This is a genomic window from Thalassolituus sp. LLYu03, assembly GCF_050507655.1.
GTDB lineage: Bacteria > Pseudomonadota > Gammaproteobacteria > Pseudomonadales > Oceanobacteraceae > Venatoribacter.
The window spans coordinates 561687-575454 of sequence record NZ_CP191496.1 but is presented as its reverse complement, the minus strand read 5'-3'; the positions used below and the strand labels follow the sequence as shown (position 1 = coordinate 575454).

Genomic DNA, 13768 nt, shown 5'->3' with positions numbered 1-13768 from the left:
CTAAAAAGATGAAGGACTAAAAAGGGAGAGGACCAAAAAGGCAAAGGGCTAAAAACAGTGGGTGGAACAGCGCACGGCAAGCACGCGCTCAGATGGGAAAACGCAGGGTAACCACAGTGCCCTTACCGGGCTGACTGTCGATCAACAGCTCGCCACCGTGGTTGACCATGATGTTGTACGCCACCGTCAGACCCAGACCCGTGCCCTGCCCGATTTCTTTGCGGGTGAAAAACGGGTTCACCGCACAGGCCAGATCTTCGGAATTCATGCCCATGCCCGAATCTTTGACCATCACCGACACCACAGAGCCGTCGGAATCGCCGGCGATTTCAATGGTGCCGCCATCCGGCATGGCATCGCGCGCGTTGTGCAGAATATTGCGGAACACCAGCCGCACCTGCTGCGGAATGCAATGCACCGCCGGCAGCTGCTGAAGATAACGGTATACATTAATGGCCGGCTCATCGAGCAAACGCAGTTCGGCAATGGCGTCCTGCATCAGGTCGTCGAGCACGATGGTTTCTTTTTCCAGATGCTCGCTGTCGGCAAAGGTGCGCAGCTCGCTGACGATTTTGCGTACCCGCTCCAGACTCTGGCGGGATGTCCGCACCAGATCGGGTGCATCGTCGCGCACAAAATCGAGATCGATCTTGTCGCGCAGATCTTCCAGCGCAGCGACCACGGTTTTGTCGGCAATGTGTTCTTCCGCCGCCTGATACTGATCGGCCAGCCGGATCAGCTCGCTCAGGTATTCGCTTAAGGTGGCGATGTTGGAATACACCACCGCAATCGGGTTATTGATTTCGTGCGCCATGCCCGCCGCCAGATGGCCCATGGACGCCATGCGCTGGGCCTGCAGCAGCAGGTCCTGAGTGCGGCGCAGCTCGTCGATGCTGTGCTGCAGCTGACTGTTGCTGTCGTTCAGCGCTTTGGTGCGCGCCCGTACTTTTTCTTCCAGCTGTTCGTTGAGCTGGCGGATGCGCCCCTCGGCCTGATGGCGCGAGTAAATTTCATTTTTCATGGCCAGCAGCAAGGTGTTCATCTTACTGACCAGATCATCCAGCTCGGAATGACGCAGCGCCGCTTCGACCACCAGTGAGGTTTTCTGCGGATTACGCGGGTCAATTTCCATTAAGCGGTCGATCAGCCGTTTCACCGGCCCGGTTAAGCGCGAGCGGAACACCAGAATCAGCACAAAGGCCAGCGCCACGTTGCGCAGTACGTCGAGCAGCAGGGTAATGGCGGCGCGGCGTTCAAAGCCTTCGCGGGTCAGGCGCAGGTCGGTCCAGACCTCAAGCTGGCCGATGGCGCGCGGCTTACTGGTGTAAATGCTGGGTTCGGTGAGGACCACATTCTGCATGCGGTAGTAAAAGGATTCGGCGGCATCGGCCAGCTGGATTTTCGACAGGCCGGCGCGTTTCTCAAACCCGGTGGCGTCTTCAACGATGGCGCTGGCAACAATGGCGCGGTTAAGCAGCAGGCTGTCGAGGATGGTCTGCATGGCGCTGGCGTCGTAGTTGTACAGCGACAGCGCCGCCGGCGCGCTCTGGCGCTCCAGCAGTTCGGTGGTGTTGGCGAAGAAACGGCGGTTTTCGCCCAGATAGTCCACACCAATCTGTACGGCACTGAACAGCACGCCGAGCAGGATGCTGAAAAACAGCACGTACAGCGTCAGCTTGCTCTCGATGGATGACAGGCGTGTGGACAAAAACAGCGACTCCTCAGCTTCGCGGCCCGGGTGCCGCATGCAACGCCTCCATTATAGACAAATCCGGGTCGGGAACAGCTGGCTTCAGCGCTGACCGAGCGGCAGGGCGGTACGGTCGATGACTTTACGCATGACGAAGCTGGAATGCACGCCGGTAACGCCTTCAATGCGGGTTAAGGTGCCGAGCAGAAACTGCTGATACGCGTTCATGTCGCGCACAATCACCTTCAGCACGTAGTCGGCGGTCTGGCCTGTGATCAGGTAGCACTCGAGCACTTCCGGGCAGGCGGCCACGGCGGCTTCGAAGTTGGCGAAACGTTCCGGGGTGTGACGGTCCATGCTGATGGAAATCAGCGCCAGCAGATCAAGGCCCAGCGCCCGGGCGTCGAGGTGGGCACGGTAGCCCTGAATCAGACCGGAATCTTCCAGCGCCTTGACCCGGCGCGAACAGGGCGACGGCGACAAGCCCACTTTATCGGCCAGTTCCAGATTGCTCAGACTGCCATCTTCCTGCAGCAATTCCAGAATACGCAGGTCAGTACGGTCCAGACGCAGTGTCTCGGTCATCAGCTCCCCCAGCAGCAATACCCGGCAAAGGCGACTCCCGGAACAGGATCAGGCGCCAGCCGTCTTTACATTGGCACGATATGCCAATATTGAAATTAAAGTTGGAAAGTTATTGCATACATAGCCGGTTTTAATGGCAACATTGCAAGCACTTTGCGCCATCTTACGCATATACTGTGCACATACTGTTAACCAGTTCAGCTTTCCATCAGAAAGCAGACTGAGCCTGAGGTTCACAAGACCCACGCCACCCGAATCCACAAGATTCCGCCAGGCGCAGGCATCACCGGACACCACCCCGGTGCGTGAAACAGAACGCGACACAATCGCCAACTTTGAGCAATTAAACACCCGACGAATACTCTTTCGCGCAAGGAAACATCATGAGCACTGCGAACAACGCCCGCTTCGACCACCGCAAATACCGCCCTTTCCCGGAGATCCGTAAAACCGATCGCCGCTGGCCGGACCAGACCCTGAGCTCAGCCCCGCTGTGGTGCTCAGTGGACCTGCGCGATGGTAATCAGGCGCTGATCGAGCCCATGACCGTTGCCCAGAAGCAGCGCATGTGGGCCTTGCTGGTGAAAATGGGCTTCAAAGAAATCGAAGTCGGCTTCCCTGCCGCATCGCAGCCGGATTTCGACTTCGTGCGCTGGCTGATCGAAGAAAATCAGATTCCGGAAGACGTCACCATTCAGGTTCTGGTGCAGGCCCGTGATGAGCTGATTGAGCGCACCTACGAGTCTCTGGTGGGCGCCCGCCGTGCCGTGGTGCACGTGTACAACTCCACCTCGCCGGTGCAGCGCAACAAGGTATTCGGCCTGAGCCAGCAAGGCATTATTGATATCGCCGTCAAAGGCGCGGCCAAAGTGCAGAGTGAAGCAGCGAAATACCCGCACACCGAATGGGTGTTCCAGTACTCGCCAGAGAGTTTCTCCAGCACCGAAGTGGAATTCGCTGTTGAGGTGTGTAACGCCGTGATCGGTGTATGGCAGCCAACGCCTGCGAACAAAGCCATCATCAACTTGCCGGCCACCGTCGAAAGCGCGATGCCGAACGTATTCGCCGATCAGGTGGAATGGTTCTGCGACCATGTGAATAAACGCGACAGCCTGACCATCAGCATTCACACCCACAACGACCGTGGCTGTGGTGTGGCGGCGGCCGAGCTGGCGTTGCTCGCCGGCGCCGACCGCATCGAAGGCACCTTGCTGGGTAATGGCGAGCGCACCGGCAACATGGACATCGTCACCATGGCCATGAACCTGTACAGCCAGGGCATTGATCCTGAACTGGACATCAGCATCGCCGACGACATCATCGCCACCGTGGAAGCCTGTACCAACATCAAGACCCACCCGCGCCACCCTTGGGTAGGTGAACTGGTGTACACCGCCTTCTCCGGCAGCCATCAGGACGCTATCCGTAAGTGTCTGGCCAAGCAGCCGGCGGATGAACCATGGGATGTGGCCTACCTGCCGATTGATCCGCAGGACCTCGGCCGCAACTATCAGTCGGTGATCCGTGTGAACAGCCAGTCGGGCAAAGGCGGCGCCAGCTACCTGCTGGAAAAAGCCCTCGGCGTGACCTTGCCACGCTGGATGCAGATCGAACTGGCACAGCCGATTCAGGCGGAAAGCGAGCGTCGTGAAGGCGAGCTGAACACCAACGACATCGTGGCCGTGTTCCGCAACGAGTTCATGGGCTCCGACGGCCGCTACGCGCTGGCCGGTTACCAGCTCGACAAGCACGGCAGTCAGTACCATCTGCAGGCGTCCATCACCGATGGCAGCCAGCTGATGCTGATTCACGGTCAGGGTAACGGTGCCATCAGCGCCTTTGCCGATGCCATGCACAAGGCCACCGGCGTCGACGTGCAGGTGGTGCAGTTTGACGAGCAGGCCGTGTCCGAAGGCTCTGACGCCAGCGCCATGGCCTTCGTTCAGGCCAGCATCCGCGGTGCCCGCTACACAGCGGCGGCGCAGGACGGTGACACCTTATCGGCCAGCCTGAACGCCATCTTGGTGGCAATTAATAAGTCCATTATTGACAGTCAGGCCGTCGCCTGAAAATTGTAAAATTAAGGCGCCTTTCGGGGCGCCTTTTGTTAGGCTGATTGTCTGCTTCGTTGTTGGGGAGGACGTGATGACCATACTCAGCCTGCGTTTCAAAGACGGTGAAATCCGCCTTGCTTTACGTCGCAATGCGACGGCCAAATCCATACTCAATGCTGTTCCATTTTCCGCGACCGTCCAGACCTGGGGCCAGTCGGTGATGTTCGATTGCCCGCTGACCGTACGACCGCAGGAAAACACCAGTACACGCGAAGTGCTGGCCGGAGACATCGCCTTTTGGGCCGATGGCAGCAGCATTATTATCGGCTTCGGCAAAACCCCTTTATCCCGCAGTAATGAAATTCGTCTGGCGCACCCGTGCACCATCTGGGCCGACGCCCTCGACGATGTCAGCCAGCTGGCGACCCTGAGCGCCGGTACCGAAATCCGCATAGAAGTGGCCGAGCCACTGAACCTGAGGCCCGCCAGCGGCCAGTAAACGACAGCCAATAAAAAAGGCCGCGGTTGCGGCCTTTTTTAATTTCTTACCAGCGGCTAAAAGCCTGTGTAATAACGTCAGCGAGGCAGCCCTCAGGCTGCCCGGCCCGTTGCACATCGGTCTTATTTGCCGTGCTCAATCATATCGTCAACGATGTTCTGCTCTTCGTGCAGATCCACCACAGGATCGGCATTCGGCAGAATCAGGTTGAGGATAATCGCCACCACACCACACAGGCTCACGCCCTGCAGGTGCCAGGATTCAGAACCGATGGCCATGCCACCCAGACCGAACACCAGCGTGGTGGCCACAATCACCAGATTGCGCTGCTTGGCCATATCGACACGGGCTTTGATCAGGATATTCATGCCCACGCCAGCAATAGAGCCGAACAGCAGAATCAGAATACCGCCCATCACCGGCGTCGGAATGGTTTGCAGCAGAGCACCGAACTTGGAAATAAACGCCAGACCGATGGCGAATACCGCCGCCCAGGTCATCACCACCGGATTGAAAGCCTTGGTCAGCATCACAGCGCCGGTCACTTCCGAGTAAGTGGTGTTTGGCGGGCCGCCGAACAACGACGCGGCAGAAGTCGCCAGACCATCACCCAGCAGCGTGCGGTGCAGACCCGGCTTCTGAACATAGTTTTTACCGGTCACAGAACCGATGGCCAGTACGTCGCCCACGTGCTCAATCGCAGGGGCAATCGCCACCGGCAGCATGAACAGGATGGCGGCCAGCTGGAACTCAGGCATCACAAACGCCGGGAAACGTACCCAGGGGCTGTTATCCACCGCCGCCAGATCGACCATCCCCATGGAGGCTGCCGCGGCATAGCCTACCGCCACACCCGCCAGAATCGGCACCAGACGGAAGATGCCCTTGGCCATGGTGGCAACCAGCAGGGTTGCACCCAGCGCGAGCATGGACACGAACATGGCATCGCCATACGGGAACAGCTCAGCAGACGCATCGCCGGTTTTACCCATGGCCATGTTCACCGCAACCGGCGCCAGACCCAGACCGATGATCATAATGATCGGGCCAGTCACCACAGGTGGCAGCAGACGGTGCAGGAAACCCGGACCACGTATGGCAACCACAGCCGCCAGCGCAACATACACCAGACCGGCACAGAACAGCGCGCCCATGGTGGCGGCCATGCCCCAGGTCTGCACGCTGAAGATGATCGGTGCGATAAAGGCGAAAGAAGACGCCAGGAAAACCGGCACTTTGCGCTTGGTGGTCAGCTGGAAAATCAGCGTGCCGATACCGGCCGTGAACAGGGCCACGCTCGGGTCCAGGCCGGTGATGAGCGGCACCAGCACCAGGGATCCGAAGGCCACAAACAGCATCTGCAGTCCGGACAGCACCAGACGCCAGCCGCTGTACAGATTCTCTGTACTGCTCTGCATGAAAAAACTCCCCGTTTTTTGTCGTTGTTAAATTATTTAGTGCCGAAAATCTTGTCGCCGGCATCACCCAGACCCGGGATGATGTAGCCGTTTTCGTTCAGGTGACTGTCGACCGATGCGGTGTAGATGTCCACATCCGGGTGCGCGTCCTGCACACGTTTGATGCCTTCCGGTGCGGCAACCAGCACCAGCGCACGGATGCTGGTACAGCCGGCTTTCTTCAGCAGGTCGATGGTGGCCACCATAGAGCCGCCAGTCGCCAGCATAGGGTCAACAATCAGCGACATACGCTGGTCGATATCACCGGCCAGCTTGTCAAAGTAGCTGACGGGTTCCAGGGTTTCTTCGTCACGGTACAGGCCAACCACACTGATCTTGGCGCTTGGCACCAGCTCTAACACGCCGTCCAGCATGCCGAGACCCGCACGCAGAATCGGTACCACTGTGATTTTCTTGCCCCGGATGCGCTCGCAGGTCACCGGACCGCACCAACCGTCCTGAGTATAGTCTTCGAGCTCCAGATCCTTGGTGGCTTCATAGGTCAGCAGGTTGCCCACTTCGCTGGCCAGAATACGGAAGCCGCGGGTGCTCATATTCTTGTTACGCATAAGACCAATCTTATGACGCACCAGCGGATGGCGGATTTCATGTACGCTCATTCATGCCTCGTTCTTTCTTTCAGGTACAATACGGGCGCAATTTTCGCACAGCGCCGATTCTGGCGCGATGCGAAATTTAACCAAATGGTCAAATCGAGCCATTTGATCTGATGACAAATGAGGTTTTTATGCCACGCGCCTGCGCCCGCCATATTCTGGTGAATACCCGTGAACAAGCGGAAAAGCTGAAACAGCAACTGGATCAGGGAGCCGACTTCAGTCAGCTGGCGAAGAAGTTCTCCCAGTGCCCGAGTAAGAAGAACGGCGGCAGTCTGGGCGAGTTCAGCAAAGGCGACATGGTAAAAGCCTTTGACGACGTGGTGTTCAAGGGCCCGCTGCTGAAAGTGCAGGGACCGGTGAAAACCCAGTTTGGCTGGCACCTGATCGAAACCATCTACCGCAGCTGATCAGGCATAGCTGATTGACCCTATCTGGCCTCAGCCTGCCTACACTGAACTGAGCCCGACCACTTATTGACCGAGATATTCCCCATGGCCGAACCCGGACGCTACCACCACCTCACCGTGCTTGATGAACAACCGCACGGCCTGTATCTGGACGACGGCGAAGGCAGCAAGATTCTGCTGCCGCGCAAACAGATTCCTGAAAACACCGCCATTGGCGATGTGCTGAAGGTGTTTGTCTATTTCGACTCCGACGACCGCCCGATTGCCACTACCCTGCGCCCGAAAGCTCAGGCTGGTCAGGTGGCCTTTTTAACCGTGGCCGACGTTAACCGCATGGGCGCCTTCCTCGACTGGGGCCTGCCGAAAGACCTGTTCGTACCGTTTTCTGAACAGAAGCAAAAGATGGAAGCCGGCCAGAGCTACGCCGTGTACATCACGCTCGATAACACCGGGCGCATTATTGCCAGCGCGCGCCTGAACCGTTTTATCAAAGACGAAGCCAAACCCAACTGGCCGGGTGCACCAGCGCCGTTCAGCAATGGCGATCAGGTGAAGCTGCTGATTACCCAGCGTACCGAACTGGGCTATAAGGCCGTGGTCAACGACCAGTTCTGGGGTGTGCTGTACAACGACGATATCCGCAAGGCGATCCGCGTGGGTCAGAAAATGGACGGCTACATCAAGCGCGTGCGTGAAGACCAGCGTCTGGATTTAATGCTGGAACCGGCCGGCCACGAAAAAGCCGACTCGCTGGCCAAACGCATTCTGAAAAAGCTGGAAGAAAACAACGGGTCTCTGGGTCTCGGCGACCACTCGCCGGCGGACCTGATTGAGCTGCATTTCGGCGTCAGCAAGCGCACCTTTAAAATGGCCATCGGCAAACTGTTTAAAGAGCGCAAAATTGTTATTGAAGAAAATGGCATCCGCCTAGCCGACGGCAAACAGGATAAACCGGTGCCACGTCAGCAGCGCCAGAAAGCGGCACCTGTGGTCCGCGAAAAACCGGACACAAGCCGCGAAGAAAAAGCGGAAAAACCGGCGAAAAAAGTGATCCGCAATCCAAAACTGAAAACCGAAAAAACCCTCAGTTTAAAAAAATAAATCCTGACCCGTGCGGCCGGTTGACCACGCGCCTGAGCGTGGTATCTTGGCCGCACTGTTTTTCTGACTTCAATCTGACTGAATCCGTGCCGCCGTGACTCTTCGTTTTGCGAAATTACATCACGTATTGCTGCTGTCCCTTCTGTTACTGATCGGACAAGCCGGCGTATTGCTGCACGAAAGTCAGGTCGACCAGCATCCGGCTGGCGAACTCTGTGAACTCTGTTTACACGCCACCAGCTTAAGCAGCCCGGCACTGATCAGCGGTGCCGATCTGCCACCTGTGATCATCAATCACAGCCAGCCACAAGACAGCCTGCCGCTGCTGTCCGTCACCACCGACCTGCGTCTGCCGCAGGCGCGCGCGCCACCCTTTTCTGCCTGATTTTCATCTAATTTCAATCTGAATTTTTAATCACCTGAAATCTGAATTTCCGGGAGAAACCTTTATGTCTTTTTTTAAGAAGGCTGCGGCTCCGCTGTGCCTGTCTGTCAGCCTGCCAGCCCTGGTTCATGCAACCGATTCTGCCAACGCATTTAATCCATCCATCGGCGTCATTCTGAATGGCGCCATGAGCCATTTTTCACAGAACCCGGACGAATACGCACTGCCCGGTTTCGCCCTTGGCGGTGAAAGTGAACCCGGTGCACAAGGCTTTTCACTGGGCGAATCCGAACTGAGCTTGAGCGCCAATATCGACCCCGACTGGTACGGCACGGTCATTCTCGCCTTTGGTGAAGAAACCGAAGTGGAAAATGCCTATGTGCAGACCAGTCCGGCCAGCGGCGTCACCGTACGCGCCGGTCGCTTTTTCTCGGGCATTGGCTATATGAACGAACAACACGCCCACGCCTGGGATTTTTACGATGCGTCTCTGGCCTACCGCGCGTTGCTCGGCAGCCAGCTGCGTGACGACGGTGTGCAGGTGCGCTGGCTGGCACCCACCGAATTATTCACCGAAGTGGGTGCAGAATGGTTTAACGGCAGCAGCTTCCCGGCCGGCGGCAGCGCCAGCAAAGGTCAGGGTGCCTGGTCTGTGTTTGTCCACACAGGTGGCGACATCGGCGTCAGCAACAGCTGGCGCGCCGGTCTTTCTTACCTGAATGCCAACGCCGATGAGCGCGAAAGCGGTGACGAAGACGACCCGGATCTGTTCAGCGGTTCTGCCAAAGTGGCCGTGGCCGATTTTGTGTGGAAATGGGCACCGAACGGTAATGATTATGCCGAAGCCTTCAAACTGCAGGGCGAATACCTGATCAGCAAAAACGACGGCGAATTTACCCCGGCCGGTGGCAGTGCTCTGGATTACGACGCCAGTCCGTCCGGCTGGTATCTGCAGGGTATTTATAAATTCAGTCCGCTGTGGCGCGCCGGTGTGCGTTACGACCGACTGTCAGCCGATCAGCGTGACGCCGCCTTCGACGGCACTGTGCTGGCCTCCGGCAACAGCGATCCGCAACGCTCCAGTGTGATGGTCGATTATTCCAACAGCGAATTCAGCCGTATCCGTGTGCAGTACAACCGCGATGAGTCCAGCGACGTGGTCGATCATCAGGTGTTCGTGCAATACACCATGAGCCTCGGTGCTCACGGCGCGCACAGTTTCTGACGCGCTTTCAATGAATTTACGGGGATACACCATGAACACATTATTGAAATGGGCAGCGCTGCTGCTGCCCGCGGTTGCGATGGCGGTACCGGCGCAGGCAAAACTGGCGGTATTCGCCTGTGAACCCGAGTGGGCTGCCCTGGCGCAGGAAATGGGTGGTGATCAGGTGACGGTCTTCAGCGCCACCACCGCTGCACAGGACCCGCATCACATTCAGGCGCGGCCCAGTCTGATTGCGCAGGTACGTAAAGCGGATCTGGTGTTCTGCACCGGTTCTGAACTGGAAGTGGGCTGGCTGCCGATGCTGCTGCGTCAGGCCGGTAACGAGCGCGTACAACCGGGTAAGCCCGGCTATTTCGAAGCCGCCGCTCAGGTTGAGACCATGGATAAACCGACCCGTCTGGACCGCGCCGACGGCGATGTTCATCCGGGCGGTAATCCGCACATTCAGACTGACCCGCGCAACATCACCACGGTGGCCAATGCGCTGTTGCCGGTGCTGAAACAGCTGGACCCGGCCAGTGCCAGCCTGTACGACCAACGCGCGGCGGATTTTCTCAGCCGCTGGCAAACGGCCATCAGCCGTTGGGAAACCGCTGCCGCACCACTAAAAGGAACGGGCATTGTTGTTCATCACCGCAGCTGGAGTTACCTCGAACGCTGGCTCGGATTGAACGAAATCGCCGCGCTGGAACCGAAACCCGGCGTGCCGCCGGCGCCGGGGCATTTGTCTGAAGTACTCACCCAGCTGAAGAGCACGCCAGCAGAGTTTGTCGTTCGCGCCGATTATCAGGATGCGCGCCCCGCCAACTGGCTGTCACAGCAGGCCGGTATTCCTGTGCTGGCACTGCCATTTACTGTGGGTGGTAATAAAGAGGCGGGCGATCTGTTTGCCCTGTTCGATAACACCATCAACACCCTGCTGAGTGGTCTGAACCATGGCTGAAGCCCTGATGATGCCGGAGCTGTCGATGCCCGACTTTACGATTCTGGTGCCGGCCCTGCTGGCCGGTTTGCTGGTACTCACCACCCACGTGCCGCTGGGACGTCAGGTGCTGAGCCGCGGGATTATTTTCCTCGATCTGGCCATCGCCCAGATCGCCGGACTGGGGGTGATCATTGCCTACAGTCTGGGCTGGGAAGCCGGTGGCTGGCAGGTACAGCTGATTGCACTGGCAGCCGCCTTAGCGGGTGCCTTGCTGCTGTACGCCAGCGAATCGCTGCTGAAGGATCATCAGGAAGCCATTATTGGTTGTGTGTTTGTGCTGGCCGCCAGTGCCGGTCTGTTGTTTCTCAGCGCCAACCCGCACGGCGGTGAAGCGCTGAAAGACCTGCTGGCCGGGCAGATTCTGTGGGTCACCTACGATCAGCTGTGGCCGGTGGCGCTGATTTACGCGCTGGTGCTGGCAGGCTGGTTCTGGCTGGATGCCGCGCGCAAACCGCTGCTGTTCTACACCTTGTTTGCCGTGAGTGTGACCACCTCGGTGCAACTGGTGGGCGTGTATCTGGTGTTCGCCAGTCTGATTATGCCGGCACTGGCGGCGCGTAACCGGCGCCGGCCTTTGCTGCTGGCGTACCTGCTTGGCGCTTTGGGCTACGCACTCGGCCTGTTCGCTTCAGCGCTGTGGGATCTGCCATCGGGCGCCACGGTGGTGTGGAGTCTGGCGCTGGTGTGTGTACTGGGTGCTGGTGTGAGTGCTGCGGCCATTAACGGCCGCCGCACAGCCCGGGCGGCGGACGCCAGTCCGGCAGCAACGCCTTCTCAAACCGCCATGCAAGCCAATCATCAGACCAACCACCAGGCCAACGCTCAGTCGTTGAGCTGAGTGCTCATCACGGACACAGTGGCGTCATGCAACTGTGTCCGTTCCAGCTCACGAAATCCCAGCCCTTCGTAAAACCGCGTCTGATCTTCGGTAAACAGGTACACAGTGCCGAGCCCCGCCGCTTTCAGCCGTTTCAGCACAGCGCCAATCAACAAGCGCCCCAACCCCTGCCCACGGCACTCGGGCACTATATACACGTTCGCCACCCAGGGTGATAAATGCGTATGGGTGTGCAGATCGCTTTTCAGCACGCTGGTCGTCCCCAGCACCTGATCGCCTTCCATCAGCAACCAGGTGGTGGGTACCGTCTGCGCGCCCAGACACGCTTTCAGATCGGCCTCGAAATAGTCGAGGGTTTCATTGGGGTAAAGCGCCTGCCATTCGTCGAAATGCCAGCGGGCAATGACCGGCAGCCACTGAGGTTGTTCGTTGAGGTCGATCAGTTTCATGCCGGCTCCAGCAACTCCAGCAGATTGCTGATCACCCAGTCGGGCGCAGAATCCTGCACATCATCACCGTGGTTGTAGCCATAAGTGACTGCGGCACAGGCGACGCCGGCAGCCTGAGCGGCGCCGATATCGTGGCGGGAATCACCGACCATCAGGGTCAGCGCCGGTGGCACGTTCTGAATTTCACAGGCATGAAACAGCGGCGCTGGTGAGGGTTTCTTTTCTTTCAGGTCATCGCCACACAGCAGCTGCACAAAGTGCCCGCTCCAGCCCAGCGATTCGATCAGTGGCACCGTAAACAGCCGCGGCTTATTGGTGATCAGCACTTTCGGCACATCGACCCTGGCCAGCCAGTCTTCAACGCCGGCAAAGGCGCCGGTGGCGTGGTGCAGCGCGTCCAGATACGCCGTATCAAACAAGGCGCGGGCCGGCTGAACGTCAGCGGCCGCTAAGGCGTTGGCCGCCGCTTCATCACCGTCGCACAGCGCCCGGCGCACCAGCATATCGGCGCCGTTGCCAATCCAGTGACTGACCTTAGTCCGCCCGGCCGGCGGACGCTGCAGCGCGGCCAGCATCTGGTCAACGGCGCTGGCCAGATCAGGCACGCTGTCGATGAGCGTGCCGTCCAGATCGAGCAATACCAGCAAGGGGCCTTCGTCGCCAAAGTGCCCACGCAGGGCGGCGTTCCACTGAACCATCGGCAAAATCCTTATTTTGCCTGGGCCAGCGCGATTTCGGCGCGCATCTGGTCGATCACGGTTTTGTAGTCCGGCGCATTGAAAATGGCGGAACCGGCAACAAACATATCGGCACCGGCGGCGGCGATGTCGCGGATATTATCCACTTTCACGCCACCGTCGATTTCCAGACGGATGTCACGACCGGAAGCGGCAATTTTGGCGCGAGCTTCACGCAGTTTATCCAGGGTGCCCGGAATAAAAGACTGACCACCAAAGCCCGGGTTCACCGACATCAGCAGCACCACGTCGAGTTTATCCATCACGTAGTCCATGTAATGCAGCGGGGTGGCCGGGTTGAATACCAGACCGGCTTTGCAACCGGCAGATTTGATCAGCTGCAGGCTGCGGTCGATGTGCTCAGAGGCTTCCGGGTGGAAGGTAATGTAGGTCGCGCCGGCTTCAATGAAGTCGCCGATGATTCGGTCAACCGGCTTCACCATCAGATGCACATCAATCGGTGCGGTCACGCCGTAGGTACGCAGCGCTTTGCACACCATAGGGCCAATGGTCAGGTTCGGTACGTAGTGGTTATCCATTACGTCGAAGTGCACCACATCGGCACCGGCCGCCAGCACTTTATCCACGTCAGCGCCCAGACGGGCAAAGTCGGCGGACAAAATCGAAGGGGCAATCAGAAAATCGTTCATGGCTGAATCCGGCTGGCTGAAAAAGCGCCATTGTACGTTTCAGGCCAGCCCCATTCCAGCGGGAACAGCTTTTGCAGTTATGG

15 protein-coding genes are annotated in these 13768 nt (G+C 58.4%); 8 read left to right on the top strand and 7 right to left on the bottom strand.

The window, feature by feature from the left end:
• Nucleotides 1-88: 88 nt before the first annotated feature.
• Both ACQUQU_RS02785 and ACQUQU_RS02780 read right to left on the bottom strand, forming a co-directional pair.
• Nucleotides 89-1708 (bottom strand): sensor histidine kinase, encoded by a 1620-nt coding sequence (locus ACQUQU_RS02785; RefSeq protein WP_430461727.1) that lies wholly within the window; start codon nt 1706-1708, stop codon nt 89-91.
• 84 nt (nt 1709-1792) lie between these two features.
• Entirely contained in the window at nt 1793-2275 is a 483-nt protein-coding gene (locus tag ACQUQU_RS02780) for an Lrp/AsnC family transcriptional regulator (RefSeq protein ID WP_430461726.1), read from the bottom strand.
• A gap of 383 nt (nt 2276-2658) precedes the next feature.
• On the opposite strand from ACQUQU_RS02780, the gene ACQUQU_RS02775 reads away from it, so the two are divergent.
• On the top strand, nt 2659-4344 hold the full coding sequence (locus ACQUQU_RS02775; protein WP_430461725.1) for a 2-isopropylmalate synthase: 1686 nt from the start codon (nt 2659-2661) through the stop codon (nt 4342-4344).
• A 76-nt stretch (nt 4345-4420) separates the two neighbouring features.
• A complete protein-coding gene (locus ACQUQU_RS02770) occupies nt 4421-4828 on the top strand; it encodes a cyclophilin-like fold protein (protein ID WP_430461724.1) in 408 nt (135 codons plus the stop codon).
• A 122-nt stretch (nt 4829-4950) separates the two neighbouring features.
• Here the strand turns inward: ACQUQU_RS02770 and ACQUQU_RS02765 are convergent, their stop codons facing one another.
• Together ACQUQU_RS02765 and upp are read right to left on the bottom strand one after the other, a co-directional pair.
• Nucleotides 4951-6246, bottom strand: a complete 1296-nt coding sequence (locus ACQUQU_RS02765) for a uracil-xanthine permease family protein (RefSeq protein ID WP_430461723.1) — start codon at nt 6244-6246, stop codon at nt 4951-4953.
• A 32-nt stretch (nt 6247-6278) separates the two neighbouring features.
• A complete protein-coding gene (upp, locus tag ACQUQU_RS02760) occupies nt 6279-6905 on the bottom strand; it encodes a uracil phosphoribosyltransferase (RefSeq protein ID WP_430461722.1) in 627 nt (208 codons plus the stop codon).
• Nucleotides 6906-7033: 128 nt separating this feature from the next.
• On the opposite strand from upp, the gene ACQUQU_RS02755 reads away from it, so the two are divergent.
• The 6 genes from ACQUQU_RS02755 to ACQUQU_RS02730 all read left to right on the top strand — a co-directional run bounded on the left by ACQUQU_RS02755 (nt 7034) and on the right by ACQUQU_RS02730 (nt 11849).
• Nucleotides 7034-7312: a peptidylprolyl isomerase gene (locus tag ACQUQU_RS02755; RefSeq protein WP_430461721.1), complete on the top strand. Its 279-nt coding sequence runs from the start codon at nt 7034-7036 to the stop codon at nt 7310-7312.
• Between the two features lie 84 nt (nt 7313-7396).
• Nucleotides 7397-8413: a CvfB family protein gene (locus tag ACQUQU_RS02750; RefSeq protein WP_430461720.1), complete on the top strand. Its 1017-nt coding sequence runs from the start codon at nt 7397-7399 to the stop codon at nt 8411-8413.
• Nucleotides 8414-8540: 127 nt separating this feature from the next.
• Entirely contained in the window at nt 8541-8798 is a 258-nt protein-coding gene (locus tag ACQUQU_RS02745) for a hypothetical protein (RefSeq protein ID WP_430461719.1), read from the top strand.
• A gap of 64 nt (nt 8799-8862) precedes the next feature.
• On the top strand, nt 8863-10023 hold the full coding sequence (locus ACQUQU_RS02740) for a hypothetical protein (protein WP_430461718.1): 1161 nt from the start codon (nt 8863-8865) through the stop codon (nt 10021-10023).
• Between the two features lie 31 nt (nt 10024-10054).
• The gene (locus ACQUQU_RS02735) at nt 10055-10969 is read left to right on the top strand and encodes a metal ABC transporter substrate-binding protein (RefSeq protein WP_430461717.1); all 915 of its coding nucleotides are present in this window, start codon (nt 10055-10057) and stop codon (nt 10967-10969) included.
• Entirely contained in the window at nt 10962-11849 is an 888-nt protein-coding gene (locus ACQUQU_RS02730) for a metal ABC transporter permease (protein ID WP_430461716.1), read from the top strand. The genes ACQUQU_RS02735 and ACQUQU_RS02730 overlap by 8 nt, the downstream gene beginning before the upstream one ends.
• On the opposite strand, the gene ACQUQU_RS02725 is transcribed toward ACQUQU_RS02730, so the two are convergent.
• The 3 genes from ACQUQU_RS02725 to rpe are packed head-to-tail and all read right to left on the bottom strand — an operon-like array spanning nt 11834 to nt 13685.
• Nucleotides 11834-12298 carry a GNAT family N-acetyltransferase gene (locus ACQUQU_RS02725; protein ID WP_430461715.1) on the bottom strand — a complete coding sequence of 155 codons (465 nt, stop codon included), beginning with the start codon at nt 12296-12298 and terminating at the stop codon, nt 11834-11836. The genes ACQUQU_RS02730 and ACQUQU_RS02725 overlap by 16 nt on opposite strands.
• A complete protein-coding gene (locus tag ACQUQU_RS02720; RefSeq protein ID WP_430461714.1) occupies nt 12295-12996 on the bottom strand; it encodes a phosphoglycolate phosphatase in 702 nt (233 codons plus the stop codon). The genes ACQUQU_RS02725 and ACQUQU_RS02720 overlap by 4 nt, the downstream gene beginning before the upstream one ends.
• A gap of 11 nt (nt 12997-13007) precedes the next feature.
• Nucleotides 13008-13685: a ribulose-phosphate 3-epimerase gene (gene rpe / locus ACQUQU_RS02715; protein WP_430461713.1), complete on the bottom strand. Its 678-nt coding sequence runs from the start codon at nt 13683-13685 to the stop codon at nt 13008-13010.
• Nucleotides 13686-13768: the final 83 nt, after the last annotated feature.